We start from the raw sequence: 14,317 nt of genomic DNA on the forward strand, positions 1-14,317 counted from the left end.
TTTACCACATAGGTCATAAGATTCATTGAATTCCAAAAAAACCAATATTTTCACCTCGATCGTCTTGAAAAACAAAATGTGGTGACATATGATAAAAATGTAAAATGAGAAAAAATAGGGGGAACTTACATGTTAAAAAAAATCATGGTCGCTGTCTTGTCTTTCGGTCTTTTACTTAGCTTTACACAAGTTGACACACACACAGCGGATGCAAAGACAGTCAAGTACAAAAACTGCAAAGCACTCAACAAAGTATATAAAGGCGGCGTGGCAAAAAGCAAAAATACGAAAAACAAAGGTGGAAAAACGAAGTACAAGCCTTATGCATCAAAAGCACTTTACTTAAAAAATAAACACCTTGACCGTGATAAAGACGGCATTGCGTGTGAACGTTAAGAAGAAGTAAAAAGACCTGTCACAAGGTCTTTTTTCTATGGGATCAAACTCGTCCCTTTGTGCCATCTTCATCTTTATATTAAAATAAAGATAGATTCAAAAAATGATACAAAGTGGGGTACTCAATTTGTCAACACAAGCTGATAAGAAAGACATCCGATTGATTGCCATTGATATGGATGGCACGCTGTTAAACAGTGAGCACGTCATTCCTGAGGAAAATAAACAAGCCATTAAAGAAGCAGAAGCCAAAGGGGTCCATGTGGTGATTAGCACAGGACGTACGCTGATGACATGCCGAGAGCTGGTCGAGCCGCTGAAACTCTCTTCCTATCTTGTCACAGCGAACGGAAGTGAAATTTGGGATTCAAACTTCCAGTTGATCGAACGAGAACTACTGCATCCCGATCACGTTCAGATGATGTGGGATCTAAAAAACAGATACGAAACCGATTACTGGGCATCTACTGTGGATAAAGTGTGGAGAGGAGAATTCCCAGAACGCATTCATGACCACGAATGGCTGAAATTTGGTTTTGATATTCATGACGATGCTGTTCGTGAGGAAGTCCTCCATACATTGAAAACAAATGGACAGCTAGAAATCACGAATTCCAGTCCAACCAATATCGAAGTCAATGCAGCAGGCATTAACAAAGCGGCAGCTCTTGCAAAAGTTGCAGAACGCATTGGCTGTACAATGGACAACGTCATGTCACTTGGCGACAGCCTGAATGATATGGCGATGATTCAAGAAGCCGGATTAGGCATCGCAATGGGCAATGCACAAGAAGTTGTGAAAGAAGCGGCTGATTGGATTACGGCTCCTAATACAGAGCATGGGGTAGCAAAAGCCATCCAGCATTGGGTGCTGTCTAAATAAATGAGTAGAAAAAGTGAGAGGATATGACCTCTCACTTTTTTTGTTTTCTACTAGTTCTATTGTTATATTTTCTGACAATTTCATGTGCAGTCTATCCAAAGTTGGTATAATCAATATAAATTCGAATATTCGGACTTTCTATTCCGTAATTCGGAACGACAAGGAGGGGTCCTATGTATCAAGTGGATATTAACTGTGATTTGGGAGAAAGTTTTGGTCAATACACCATCGGTTCAGATGAACAAATTCTTGAATATGTTACCTCAGCCAATATTGCATGCGGTTTTCATGCGGGAGATCCAACTGTGATGAGAAAGACGGTTAAAATGGCACTGGATAAAGGGGTTCAAATTGGTGCACATCCAGGTCTGCAAGATTTAGTCGGTTTTGGCAGACGTCCAATCGCTATCTCAGCAGAGGAAGCCTATGATCTTGTGATCTATCAAATTGGTGCACTATCAGCCTTTCTGAAAGCAGAAGGCGGTACGATGCAGCACGTTAAACCACATGGCGCCCTTTACAACATGGCGGCTAAAAATACTGAATTATCTGAATCAATTGCGAAGGCTGTGTATGATATTGATCCTAACCTTGTGTTATTTGCGCTGTCAGGCAGTGAACTTGCGTCAGCAGGGGAAAGAATCGGTCTTCAAGTGGCACATGAAGTTTTTTCTGATCGGACGTATCAACCAGACGGGACACTGACATCCCGCCGTGAACCTCATGCACTCATTGAAGAGGATGAAAGGGCAGTTCAGCAGGTTATCCGTATGGTAAGAGAGGGGAAAGTTCGGACAGTGCAAGGGGAAGATGTTCAGCTCAAAGCAGATACGGTGTGCATCCACGGGGATGGCAGTCACGCGCTTCAATTTGCAAAAACCATTACAGCGAAGTTAAAAGAAGCCACTATTCAACTCAAGGCCTTTCGATAAATCGTCATCAAAGGGGGAAACAGCATGAAAAGAGAGAAAGCCAAACAGATGAAAGCTCCAAAAGGGAACCGTTCTATGCTGATGGGCGCAGCCTTTTTAATGGCAACGTCCGCCATTGGACCGGGATTTTTAACACAAACAACGGTGTTCACACAGCAGCTCGCAGCTAGCTTTGGGTTTGTCATCTTGATTTCTATTTTGCTAGACATTTTTGCGCAAACAAATGTATGGCGTATCATTGCCGTCTCGGAAAAAAGAGGACAGGACATTGCCAATATGGTTCTGCCGGGGCTCGGATATGTGTTAGCCTGTTTGATTGTCATTGGGGGTCTTGCCTTTAATATTGGAAATATCGCTGGTGCGGGTCTCGGTTTTCAGGTCATATTCGGCGTCGATCCCCGCATAGGGGCTGGGGTCAGTGCAGTCATTGCGATTCTCATTTTTGTCATCAAAGAGGCTGGAAAAGCGATGGACCGATTCACACAAATTGCTGGTTTTGTCATGATTGGTCTGATGCTGTATGTGGCTATTTCCACAGCACCGCCAGTTGGAGAAGCGGTCATGAGAACTTTCGTGCCAGAGAAAATTGACATGTTATCGATTGTGACACTTGTCGGCGGAACGGTTGGCGGCTATATCGTTTTTGCTGGTGGTCATCGTCTGCTGGATGCTGGCATTAAGGGGAAGGATGCATTGCCACAAGTGACGAAAAGTTCCATTTTCGGTATTTTGATCACATCCGTGATGCGTGTGGCTTTATTTTTAGCCGTTCTAGGAGTTGTCTCAAAAGGCTTACAGATTGATCCATCGAACCCGCCTGCGTCTGTTTTTCAATTAGCATCTGGAAATGTTGGATATAAAATGTTCGGGATTATTATGTGGGCTGCTGCCATTACCTCAGTCATTGGAGCGGCATACACCTCCGTTTCCTTCTTTAAAACCTTCTCACCAAAAATCGAGAAAAATCAACGAGGCATTATCGTTGGATTCATTGCGCTCTCGACCATTTGTTTTATCACGATTGGAAGACCTGTGAACATATTGATTTTGGTTGGGGCCATCAATGCATTGATCTTGCCGCTTGCACTCGGAACATTGCTGATTGCTGCCTATAAAAAAGAAATTGTCGGTGATTATCGCCATCCATTCTTTTTGACAGCAACAGGCGCGTTTGTTGTTGTCATCATGGCAATCATGGGCGGATATACCATCATGAATGAAATTCCAAAACTATGGAGCTGATCATATGAAAGCATATCAAACCTATGAGCCGTCACAAATCAGGGAATTGATTCGTAAGCAGAAGATCACAGGACCAACGGCTGGCTTTGCTGAGGGATTTGCGCAAGCCAACTTAATGATCGTCAAAAAAGAGCTAGCCTTCGATTTTCTTTTATTTTGTCAACGGAATCCGGCTTCGTGCCCTTTGCTTGATGTGCTCGACCCAGGTGATCCAGTGCCAAGGCGTTCAGCACCTGCTGCCGATATTCGAACGGATTTCCCTAAATACCGTGTTTACAAAAAAGGGGTTCTTCAAGAAGAGATAACAGATATTTCTTCCTATTGGGAGGATGATATGGTGGGCTTTCTCATCGGATGCAGCTTTACGTTTGAGCATGCACTGATGCTGAATGACATTCCTGTCCGCCATATTGAAGACGGTCATAATGTACCAATGTATCAAACGAACATTCCATGTGAAAGGGCAGGTGTATTCCATGGTCCGATGGTTGTCAGTATGAGGCCGATCCCAGCGCATCAAGTCACAAGAAGTGTTCAGGTGACATCTAGATTCCCATCGGTACATGGCGGTCCTATCCATATAGGTGATCCAGCTGTGATTGGCATTGAACATGTAGATCAACCAGACTTTGGAGAACCATCTGTGATCAAAGAAGGGGAAGTTCCGGTGTTTTGGGCATGTGGTGTGACGCCGCAAGCCATCGTCATGCACACTAAGCCAGACATTGCGATCACCCATGCACCCGGTCATATGTTTATCACAGATGTAAGAGATCAAAAGCTCGGTGTCCTGTAGAAAGAGAGGTGTCATAAAAGTGGCATTTTCAACGATAAAAGATACGATCACGTTCCACCCGCTAGGAGACGCAGCCATTGTCATCCAAGCCGGGACTGACATAAGTGAAGACATTCATGAGCGTGTGAAGCAGCTGTTTTCATGTATTGAACAGCATCCATTTGACGGATATGTGGAAGCTGTTCAAGCTTTTACAAACGTGACCGTCTTTTATGAGCCCTATAAGGTGTATCAATCTGCTCAGCTTAAGCAACGTGCGATCTCTCCGTATGAATGGGTCAAAGACTATATTGAAAACCTCCTTGAAGACAACTGGCAGGAGGGGAATCAAGCAAAGCGCCGGATCATCGACATTCCTGTATGTTATGGAGGAGAACTCGGTCCTGACTTAGAAGAAGTCGCCCGTATCAATGGTTTGACGCCTGAAGAAGTTGTACGCATTCACACATCCGGGAGGTATCTTGTCTATATGATTGGGTTTGCTCCTGGGTTCCCGTTTTTAGGCGGACTTTCTGAAAAAATTGCAGCTCCGCGTAGAGAAACACCAAGAATGTCGATTCCGAAAGGATCTGTGGGTATTGCGGGGAAGCAGACAGGGGTTTATCCGATATCTACACCGGGAGGCTGGCAGCTCATTGGACAAACCCCTTTGTCCTTATTTCGGCCGAATGCTGAGAGACCTAGTCTTCTAAAGGCAGGGGACGAGGTTCGATTTGTTCAACTGTCTGAAAAGGAATTTTTCAGCATGAAGGAGGAAGATCGTTGAGTATGCATGTCATCAAGCCAGGAATGTTCACCACCATTCAAGATAAAGGGAGAATAGGCTATCAGAAGTACGGTGTGTTAACGAGCGGCGGCATGGACCCGCTCTCGCTCCGAATCGCCAACATCCTCACCGGGAATCAAGAAAACGAAGCGGTGCTGGAAATCACATTAATGGGACCCGGCCCAGTGTTGACATGTCAGAAGGATCAGCTGATCGCCGTGACCGGTGCTGATGTGGAGGTTGAGATTGACGGGGAACAAGTGCCTCTATGGAAACCGCTCTTCATTCGAGCAGGAAGCACGATCACCTTTGGCCCTTGTAAGAGGGGATGCCGCTCCTACCTCGCTGTAGCCGGTGGATTTGATGTTGAGCCGGTGATGAAAAGTAAAAGTACGTACGTCAGAGCGAAGATAGGCGGGATAGAAGGGCGTCCGCTAGAAAAAGGAGACGTCCTGCCGATTGGAGAACCGTCACCACTGGCGGTGAGCCTCGTTCACATGTTAAAAAGCAAAGGGGAACGTGCGCCAGAATGGACAGTCAATCATGCTCATTTTTTGCCTCTCGGGAAATCACCAGTCATTCGGGTGCTGGCAGGCAGACATCTATCTCATTTTCAGGAAGAATCGCAGCAAGCTTTTTTCGAACGGTCTTATCAGGTCACTCCCCAATCTGATCGTATGGGATGCAGATTGAAAGGGGAACCGATACGTTTAAAGCAAAAGCTTGAATTGATTTCAGAAGCGGTTGCTTTTGGCTCTATTCAAATTCCTCCTGACGGCCAGCCGATTATTCTGCTCGCAGATCGTCAGACGACAGGTGGATATCCCCGAATTGGTGAGGTGGCAACAGTCGATTTGCCGCTCATTGCGCAGGCGATGCCTGGAGCGAATCTCACGTTTCAACAAATTGACCGCCAAGAAGCAGAGCAAGCCTTATTCACACAAGAAGCAGAAATGAAGGACCTGACGGCAAGATTAAAACTCGAAGCATTTTCGTTTTAGAAAAGGTGAGAAACATGCAGAACACAAATAAAACCGTTGTGAAATCAATGGAGATATTACGGCTTTTTATCACTCACGAACAATTAACGTTAAATGACATGATTGAGCTCTCGAGCATGCCCAAAACATCTGTACACCGAATGGCCAACTCGTTAGCCGATATGGGATTATTAGAAAAGCATCCTTCAGGTGTTTACCGATTAGGATTGATGTTCCTTGAATACGGTCAGCTTGTCGCCGACCGCCTCGATATCCGTAGAATTGCAAGGCCCTTTATGGAAAACTTGCGTGATGAGGTAGGTGAGGCTGTTCAGCTCATTATTCGTGAAGGAGATGAAGCCATTTATGTGGAGAAAATGGAAGGAACGCAGCCTGTCCGGCTCTATACCGCTGTCGGAAGAAGATCCCCATTATATGCGGGAGCTTGTGCGAGAAGTATTCTTTCCTTTTTGCCAGAGGAAGAGAGACTTGCCTATATTGATTCGGTAGCGCTCGGGAAAATCGGGATCGGAACCATTACCGATAAAGATGTCCTGCGAAACATGATTGAAGAATCAAACAGACGCGGATATACGTTAAGCTATTCAGAGCTTGAAAACTATACTGCGGCTATTGGAGCGCCCATTTTCAATCATCACGGAGAAGTGGCAGCAGGCATTAGTATTGCAGGGTTTGAGGCCGGCTATCAAAAGGAACGGCTTCCTTATTTAATTGAGCAGGTCAAAAAAGCGGCCAGCGGCATTTCAAAAGAATTAGGTTTTGCATCTGAACAAATAAAAAGCCAATGACCGTTAAGATCATTGGCTTTTTGCGTGTTCATGATTAGAAAGTTTTACCTAAAGCTTTTGCACGTTCGATCGCATCTGCTTTAATTTGTTCTGCTTTTGCAGGCTCAGCATTGTGACCTTCAACAATAAGACCTTCGAAAGAAGGAATACCGAAGAAGTTTGCAATTGTTCCAAGGTAACGGTGACCTGCTTCTAGTTCAGCAGCAGGACCTTCAGTGTAATATCCGCCACGTGCTTGGATGTGTAGCGCTTTTTTGTCTGTTAGTAATCCAACAGGACCTTGCTCAGTGTATTTGAATGTTTTACCAGCTACAGCAACAGAGTCGATGTATGCTTTAAGAACTGGTGGGAATGAGAAGTTCCAAAGTGGTGAAACAAATACGTATTTGTCAGCAGAAACGAATTGATCGCTTAATTCGTTTAGGCGAGCAACTTTCGCTTGCTCTTCAGCTGAAAGTGTATCGAAGCCAGCACCAGATTGAAGCTTGCCCCATCCAGCGAATACATCTGCATCAATGTGAGGAATGTTTTCTTTGTACAAATCGATATGTACAACCTCGTCACTTGGATTTGCTTCCTTATAAGATTCGATAAATGCTTTAGCAGTAGCCATACTGTAAGAAACTGTTTCATCATGCGGATGTGCAGTGATGTATAAAACTTTTGCCATGTTTATTCAATCCTTCCTGTTTCAATGATTTTTTTAGCGTATCCCAAAGATACACTGAATATGTGGCATCTTTAATCATATTGGAATGCTATGAAAAAGATGTAACAAGCACAGTTACATAAAAACTGATATTTTCATTGTAATCACTATATAGTTTGAAGTCAAGGTATAAAGTCTTGAAATCAAGATAAAAAGTTTGTAAATTTTTCTGAAACGCTTCAAAGCTGCGATTTAAGCAAAAAAGCCCTACTCCCATTGAACAAAAAATGGATCGATATCGCAAGTAAAGTGTTTGTAAATGCGCCCATCCTGCGTTTTTGAAAAAAAGGTGGATGCCTTTAAGCCATCTGCTACAAGCATTTGCTCTTCTTTTTCGTATATATAAGAAAAGGCAGGAGAGAGTGAGGGATAAGAGTGGGACGATCCTATGTTGCGATTGGAGATTCCTTAACGGTTGGGGTGGGGGCACGTTTATTTGGCGGTGGTTTTACAGAGCGATATGCGGCGAAGCTTGAAAAGAAGCTGCATATACCGGTGAAACTGTCCGTATTTGCGAAATCAGGGTTAACAACGGAAGAGATCTTGCAGCTTTTTCAGCGGTCTGATGTAAGACGGGCGATTGCTCATGCTGACATCATCACCATCACAGGCTGCGGGAATGATCTTGTTCAAGCTGTTCTGCAGTATGAAAAAGGTGAAGATGAAAAGACACTGCTGCAAGCGTCTATGCATTGTCAGGCGAATTTTAGCAAAATGGTTCAAGAAATCGCTCTGATAAAAAGAGGGCAGCATCATCCATACTGCGTATATTTATTGAATTTATATAATCCTTTTCCTGAGATTCCGATCGCAGAGAGATGGCTGAAGCAATACAACCATCACCTTCGCCAGCTTGCTGCGAATCCACATGTAGAAGTGGTGGATATTTACGGTGTATTTGAAGGACATCAAAGCGCATACTTATCGATTGATCAATTTCATCCAAACCACAAAGGATATGAAGCAATGGCAGAAGCGCTGTTTCAACAATCCGCTAAGCAACTGTGATCCCTCGGGATTGCAGTTTTTTCATTCTTTTAAATGAAGGGCTGTTTCGATATGATAAAAGAAACAAAGACAAAAGAGGTGGATGCATGCAGGAGATGAGCGCGTATTTTCATGAATTGAAAGGAACAGCTTATGAGGTAGGAAAGCAGCAGGCTGTCTGGCTGAAGGAGCACCCTTTGCTTAAAAAACAATACATTCAATCAGAACCGTTATCAAAAGAGGCTGTGAAGGAAACAAAGCAGCTGATTCGACCGTTTCTTCCTCAGTTAGAAGAAGAGCTCTCGGGATTTTGTGATGAAATGCAAATAGATGAAAGCGATTTGACCTTTTTCTATTCTTCGCATCTTCAGCCGGGCTGTTCCCATTGTGTGATGCAGGGGAATGAGGCTGCCAATCAACAGACGGTGATGCTGCGCAACTATGATTTTTCTCCGCTGTTTGATGATATGCGTCTTGTATCTACACATGTAAAGGGCTCATCAGTCCATACAGGCTCATCATTAATCTTATTTGGCAGATCGGATGGGATGAATGAGCATGGTCTATCGGTGACATTTTCTGCATGCGGTCCGCCTATTGGCAACGAACCAGGCTTAAAGCCGCCGGCTGTTGCTGGCTTGCAAGTATATCATGTCATTCGTGCTGTGCTAGAGTCCTGTAAAACGGTGGAGGATGCCGTCCGTTTTGTACAGGAAATGCCCGTCGCGTCAAATGTTCACCTAATGCTTGCTGACCGGAAGGGAGAGGCGGCTGTGATTGAAATGATTGATGGGCAAAAAAAGGTGAGAAGGCCGGAGCGTGGATTTATTGCGGCTACGAACCATCCGCTTGCTGATCACACGGCAAAAGGGTTGACGAAACATCATTCTGTTGTCAGGTACGACATGTTAATTCAAGCTTTAGAAGAACAGCCGTCAAGCGAGTCTCTTACGGAACTATTTCAGGCAGAATACCCTGCTGGTCTGACTGTGCACAATTATGAAGAGCTGTTTGGGACGATGCGAACCGTCATGTTTCGGCCGGAGGAAGGGACGATGGAGTATTGCTTTGGCTCTCCCGTCTATAATCCTACCTATTCATTAAAGGTCGGGGGCGCACTGCCATTTCATGAACAAACGATTCAATTTCATCAAAAGGATTATGGACCTTCATTTTGGAGAAACGTTTGAGTCTTTCATTTTGTCACAGCCTGTGTGCCAAATTTAGATCAACTTCAGGTTGCATCGATCAGTGAAAGCGTTTTATATTAAAGTGTGACAATAGACCTATTTAAGCAGAAGGAGGCATTTCATGTACATAACGGCACGAGAACAGAAAGTGATCAAATATATGATTCAGCAAAATCGTTATGTCACCATTCGTGAGATCGCCGATTCTGTTCAAGTAAGTACAAGAACCATTCATAGAGAACTTAAATCCATTAAACCTATTTTAAAGAATTACAACCTATCACTTGATAAACAGCCGGGGAAGGGCTTGAAGGCGGTCGGTGAACAGGAAGACAAACAGCGGCTTCTGTCTCATATTTCAAATGAAGATCAAATTGAATATAGTTCTGATGAACGGAAGCTCTTAATCCTGTGTGCCCTGCTCGAAGCAAAAGAACCGGTGAAATTATATACACTTGCAGCCGACTTGCAGGTCACAAATGCGACCATCAGCTACGACTTAGATGAACTGACGGACTGGATCGCTCCTTACGGTTTACTGCTTATCCGCAAGCGTGGGTACGGCATTGAATTAAAAGGACCGGAGGAAGCCAAACGAAAAATTGTCGGCAACCTGATCGTTGACCGTCTCGACATTCAATTATTTCTCGAAACGATTGAGATGAATATTAAACATCGAACGAAAGCGACTGAAAAGGTGTTTGGGGTAGTCAGTCGAGGACAGCTGCTCAAGGTAGAAAGGCTGCTTTTTCATTTGAAAAACAGACTCTCTCTCTCGTTGTCAGATAGTGCCTATATTGCACTTGTCGTTCACTTAACCTATGCCATTGAACGCATTCAAATCGGTGAAACCATTCGGATGGAAGAGGAAGAATTGCTTGAATTAAAGCGGACGAAGGAATTTGAATCTTCACTCAGAATCGCACGAGCATTAGAACGCATGTTTAATGTAGAGATTCCTGAAGCTGAAGTTGGATACATGACCATCCATTTGCGCAGTGCAAATCGAAGCTTTACGGCAGAATACCGCATTGATGAGATTGAGTTAGATATCGCGCTGAGAACGAAGAAACTCATTGACTTTATTTCTCATAAAACAGGCTATCATTTAAATGAAAACGATTCATTGTATGAGGGACTCGTGTCTCATCTTGAACCAGCTATGAACCGATTAAAAGAAAAGATGCGGATTTATAATCCGCTCACACAACAAATAAAAAAAGACTACTTCTTGCTGTTCATGGCGATTGAAGAAGGTGTGGAGCGCTTCTTTCCTGAGATCGAATTTCCAGAGGATGAAATTGCCTTTATCGTGCTTCATTTTGGTTCGGTGCTTGAAATTAAAAAAGAAGAAACCAAGATTCATGCATTGGTCGTTTGCTCAAGCGGTATCGGTTCGTCAAAAATGCTCGCATCACGATTGAAAAAAGAATTGCCTGAAATCGCCAAATTCGATCTATCTTCCTTAATGGAGCTAAAGGAAATCGACGCTGCCAGCTATGACATGATTGTATCAACCGTGCCGATCCCCTATGAGCATATTGATTACATTATGGTCAGCCCGCTCTTAAACGAGGATGACGCAGTGCGGGTCAAGTCTCATATTAAACGAAAAATTCCTTATCTGATTGAGAAAAAAAGAGCGCAGGAATCTGCAAAAGAATCGGTGGAGGAAACGGTTGATATGATAGGGATGGCAGAGCAAATCACGAATTATATGTCAGTGATTCGCAGCATCTTGTCCCATTTTACAATCGAAAAAAAGAAGACGACGGAGCAGCATGAGTCAACAATGAGAGAGCTGATGCGTCAGGTTGAAAGTCAAGGCTATTTAGAACGTGCAGACGAAGTGACAGCCGGTTTACTTGAGCGTGAGCAGCAAGGTGGTTTAGGCATTCCAGGAACCGAGTTTGCTCTTTTTCACTTAAAGCATGATCTCATTAAGAAACCGGTCTTTCATATCTATGATCTTGATGAGGCATACGAGATCAAAAGCATGGATGGCGGGCAGCAGCTCATGTCCAGAATGCTCCTCATGCTGGCGCCGCTAGAGCTTGGCAAAGAAGGGTCTGAAATGTTTAGCCTGATCAGTTCATCCATCATTGAAAGTGAAGAAAGCATGGCGCTTTATGGACAAGGAACAAAGGAAGAGATTGAACAGAAATTACATCAACTTTTTTATCAATTTGTCAAAGAGGCAAAATGGTAAGAAAAAGCCGAGAGCTTATTCGCTTCTCGGCTTTTTTACTGTGACACAGACAGCGAGGGTGGGACGAATCTCCTCATATTCAACAGAAAACTGATCAAATCCAGCAAATTCTAAGTCATTGAGGATGCTTTCGCCCATTTCTTTTGTTCGATTGGCGTCCGCTCCTTTTTCTCTTGGTTGCATCACAATGACGAGTTTTCCGCCAGGTTTCAAGGTGTGATAAAGGTTGAGTGCGCCAGCCTTTGGGTCATCCCAAATCGTATAATTGTTAACAGAAAGTACTTTGTCATACTGATCCGCCGGCAGGCGTGTTTTTTCAATTTTCCCGACATACAGCCGGACCTGCTTCTCTTTGGATCGTTTCTTTATACGCGAATGCGCCTGTTCCTTCATAGTTGAAGAAGCATCTAGTCCATCAATGTGAAGATCGTCATAATGCTTGAGCATATGTTTGATGCTATAGCCGGGGCCGTAGCCTATTTCCAAAATGTTTTCACCATCTGATAAATCTAAATGCTGGATCGCCCATTGATTCAGTGCCTTATTTTCATTTGCCATAATAAAACCTGCGATGCTTCCGAGCCAGCCTTTTGGTCTGCTAAAGGTTTTAGAAATGGTTGATAGCATGTGAGAACGCTCCTTTTTCATGTTTATGTAACCGATTTTTCCCATCCTGAAACCTGTCAGTTTTCAAAACGCATTGATGACGCATAGGGATGTTTGAGTAAAAAAATGAAGTGGTAATGAAAGGATACATCAACAAATCAAGGAGGAGCTTACACATGGATTTACGTGAATACTTAACAAATGGCATTCCGCGCCAAACGCAGGATCAGCAGCCAGGCAGTGAAAGAGAAATGAATCCTGCGCCGATCTATGAGGATGAATCGTATAAAGGGTCTGGTAAGCTAAAAGGAAAAGTAGCGCTGATTACAGGGGGAGACAGCGGAATTGGACGTGCCGTTTCTGTCGCGTATGCCAAAGAAGGAGCTCATGTCGCGATCGTATACTTAAATGAACATGAGGATGCAGAGGATACGCAAAAACGTGTAGAACAGGAAGGCGTTAAATGTTTAACAATGGCAGGGGATGTCGGGGACGAAGCCTTTTGTGAGAAAGCGGTAGAAAAGACAGTTGAAGCCTTTGGGAAGCTGGACATCTTAGTCAATAATGCGGCCGAACAGCATCCGAAAGAACGTATTCAAGATATTTCTAGTGAACAGCTTCACCAAACCTTTAGAACCAATTTCTATTCTTATTTTTATTTTACGAAGAAGGCACTCGATTACTTAAAACCGGGAAGTTCCATTATTAATACAACATCTATTAACCCGTATCGAGGCAATAAAGTGCTCATTGATTATACGGCGACAAAAGGGGCCATCAACGGCTTTACTCGTTCTATGGCACAGTCGCTTGTGAAAGATGGAATTCGGGTCAACGGTGTAGCACCCGGTCCAATTTGGACGCCGCTCATTCCATCTACATTTGATGAAGACAGTGTCGAAAACTTCGGGGTCGAGACCCCAATGGGAAGACCAGGACAGCCTGTGGAGCATGTAGGCTGCTATGTACTGCTTGCTTCGGACGAATCGTCTTATATGACGGGACAGACACTTCACGTCAACGGCGGTTCCTTTATGAATACATGATCAATAAACACGCCGCCCAGCTTTGATTGGGCGGTGTGTTTAGTATTTCTTCCGATTCTTCTGTACAGATGAGACAGACCATATAATAATGCCCACAACAACCGCTGCAATAACAAGTGAACTCAAATGGAACATCGTTTCATGATGCATATTCAATTTCCCCTTTCAATGTATCCGTTTTTTATAGCATCAGCTAGAAGATGTCTTTTTATGAAAAACACATTTCTTTGTTTAATGAATGGATTGTCGTGGAAACCTAAGAGTACGGATGACATTTTGAAGGAGTGAAGATACATGTCACAAGAAGAGTTAAAGCAAAAGGTAATGAATTTATTAGACGAACAAAGAGTTGGAACATTGGCGACTGTTGAACAAGATAAGCCGCATACCCGCTATATGACTTTTTTTCATGAAGGGCTGACATTATATACACCAACAAGCAAAGAAACACATAAAGCGGATGAGATTGAAAAAAATCCGAATGTTCATATTCTCATTGGTTATTCAGGTGAAGGATTTGGGGACACATATGCAGAAATCGCAGGTAAAGCCACATTAACGGATGATCCAGAATTGATCGACCGCCTTTGGTCTGATGAGATGGAGAAATGGTTTAAAGGAAAAGATGATCCAAACCTAGTGATCCTTAAGATTGACCCAACCTCCATTCGTTATATGAACGAAGGAAACCGGACACCAGCAGAATTATCACTTTAACACTTGCGTAAGTTGGGGGAACGTGTTATAGTTTTATATTAAGTGTTGA

The 14,317-nt window shown here is 43.6% G+C and carries 15 protein-coding genes; 13 read left to right on the plus strand and 2 right to left on the minus strand.

Annotated elements, in window-relative coordinates:
* Positions 1 to 129: 129 nt before the first annotated feature.
* From NST15_RS02270 to NST15_RS02305, 8 genes are all read left to right on the plus strand, one after another.
* Positions 130 to 396 (plus strand): excalibur calcium-binding domain-containing protein, encoded by a 267-nt coding sequence (locus tag NST15_RS02270; RefSeq protein ID WP_008347196.1) that lies wholly within the window; start codon positions 130 to 132, stop codon positions 394 to 396.
* Between the two features lie 127 nt (positions 397 to 523).
* A complete protein-coding gene (locus tag NST15_RS02275; RefSeq protein ID WP_008347194.1) occupies positions 524 to 1,279 on the plus strand; it encodes a Cof-type HAD-IIB family hydrolase in 756 nt (251 codons plus the stop codon).
* Positions 1,280 to 1,452: 173 nt separating this feature from the next.
* Positions 1,453 to 2,211, plus strand: a complete 759-nt coding sequence (locus NST15_RS02280) for a 5-oxoprolinase subunit PxpA (RefSeq protein ID WP_008347192.1) — start codon at positions 1,453 to 1,455, stop codon at positions 2,209 to 2,211.
* Between the two features lie 24 nt (positions 2,212 to 2,235).
* Positions 2,236 to 3,453 carry an NRAMP family divalent metal transporter gene (locus tag NST15_RS02285; protein WP_008347191.1) on the plus strand — a complete coding sequence of 406 codons (1,218 nt, stop codon included), beginning with the start codon at positions 2,236 to 2,238 and terminating at the stop codon, positions 3,451 to 3,453.
* 4 nt (positions 3,454 to 3,457) lie between these two features.
* Positions 3,458 to 4,249, plus strand: a complete 792-nt coding sequence (locus tag NST15_RS02290; protein WP_342498809.1) for a putative hydro-lyase — start codon at positions 3,458 to 3,460, stop codon at positions 4,247 to 4,249.
* Between the two features lie 19 nt (positions 4,250 to 4,268).
* Positions 4,269 to 5,015 (plus strand): 5-oxoprolinase subunit PxpB, encoded by a 747-nt coding sequence (gene pxpB / locus NST15_RS02295; RefSeq protein WP_035390432.1) that lies wholly within the window; start codon positions 4,269 to 4,271, stop codon positions 5,013 to 5,015.
* Positions 5,012 to 6,016, plus strand: a complete 1,005-nt coding sequence (locus NST15_RS02300) for a biotin-dependent carboxyltransferase family protein (RefSeq protein WP_342498810.1) — start codon at positions 5,012 to 5,014, stop codon at positions 6,014 to 6,016. The genes pxpB and NST15_RS02300 overlap by 4 nt, the downstream gene beginning before the upstream one ends.
* Before the next feature lie 14 nt (positions 6,017 to 6,030).
* Positions 6,031 to 6,804, plus strand: a complete 774-nt coding sequence (locus NST15_RS02305) for an IclR family transcriptional regulator (RefSeq protein WP_035703820.1) — start codon at positions 6,031 to 6,033, stop codon at positions 6,802 to 6,804.
* Positions 6,805 to 6,838: 34 nt separating this feature from the next.
* Here NST15_RS02305 and NST15_RS02310 read toward each other — a convergent pair whose 3' ends face one another.
* On the minus strand, positions 6,839 to 7,474 hold the full coding sequence (locus tag NST15_RS02310) for an FMN-dependent NADH-azoreductase (RefSeq protein WP_024720223.1): 636 nt from the start codon (positions 7,472 to 7,474) through the stop codon (positions 6,839 to 6,841).
* A 414-nt stretch (positions 7,475 to 7,888) separates the two neighbouring features.
* On the opposite strand from NST15_RS02310, the gene NST15_RS02315 reads away from it, so the two are divergent.
* From NST15_RS02315 to NST15_RS02325, 3 genes are all read left to right on the plus strand, one after another.
* Positions 7,889 to 8,521: a GDSL-type esterase/lipase family protein gene (locus NST15_RS02315; protein ID WP_017358492.1), complete on the plus strand. Its 633-nt coding sequence runs from the start codon at positions 7,889 to 7,891 to the stop codon at positions 8,519 to 8,521.
* Positions 8,522 to 8,607: 86 nt separating this feature from the next.
* A complete protein-coding gene (locus NST15_RS02320) occupies positions 8,608 to 9,690 on the plus strand; it encodes a C45 family peptidase (RefSeq protein WP_046342685.1) in 1,083 nt (360 codons plus the stop codon).
* 121 nt (positions 9,691 to 9,811) lie between these two features.
* Positions 9,812 to 11,899: a BglG family transcription antiterminator gene (locus tag NST15_RS02325; protein WP_008347174.1), complete on the plus strand. Its 2,088-nt coding sequence runs from the start codon at positions 9,812 to 9,814 to the stop codon at positions 11,897 to 11,899.
* 15 nt (positions 11,900 to 11,914) lie between these two features.
* Here NST15_RS02325 and NST15_RS02330 read toward each other — a convergent pair whose 3' ends face one another.
* Positions 11,915 to 12,526, minus strand: coding sequence for a class I SAM-dependent methyltransferase (locus tag NST15_RS02330; RefSeq protein ID WP_342498811.1), 612 nt, complete (start codon positions 12,524 to 12,526; stop codon positions 11,915 to 11,917).
* Positions 12,527 to 12,681: 155 nt separating this feature from the next.
* Between NST15_RS02330 and NST15_RS02335 the strand changes: the two genes are divergently transcribed.
* Positions 12,682 to 13,551 (plus strand): SDR family oxidoreductase, encoded by an 870-nt coding sequence (locus tag NST15_RS02335; protein ID WP_342498812.1) that lies wholly within the window; start codon positions 12,682 to 12,684, stop codon positions 13,549 to 13,551.
* A 294-nt stretch (positions 13,552 to 13,845) separates the two neighbouring features.
* Complete coding sequence (locus tag NST15_RS02340; protein WP_342498813.1) at positions 13,846 to 14,268, plus strand: pyridoxamine 5'-phosphate oxidase family protein; 423 nt, start codon at positions 13,846 to 13,848, stop codon at positions 14,266 to 14,268.
* The last annotated feature ends 49 nt before the right edge of the window (positions 14,269 to 14,317 follow it).

The sequence above is a fragment of the Bacillus sp. FSL R5-0820 genome (assembly GCF_038593385.1).
GTDB lineage: Bacteria > Bacillota > Bacilli > Bacillales > Bacillaceae > Bacillus > Bacillus altitudinis.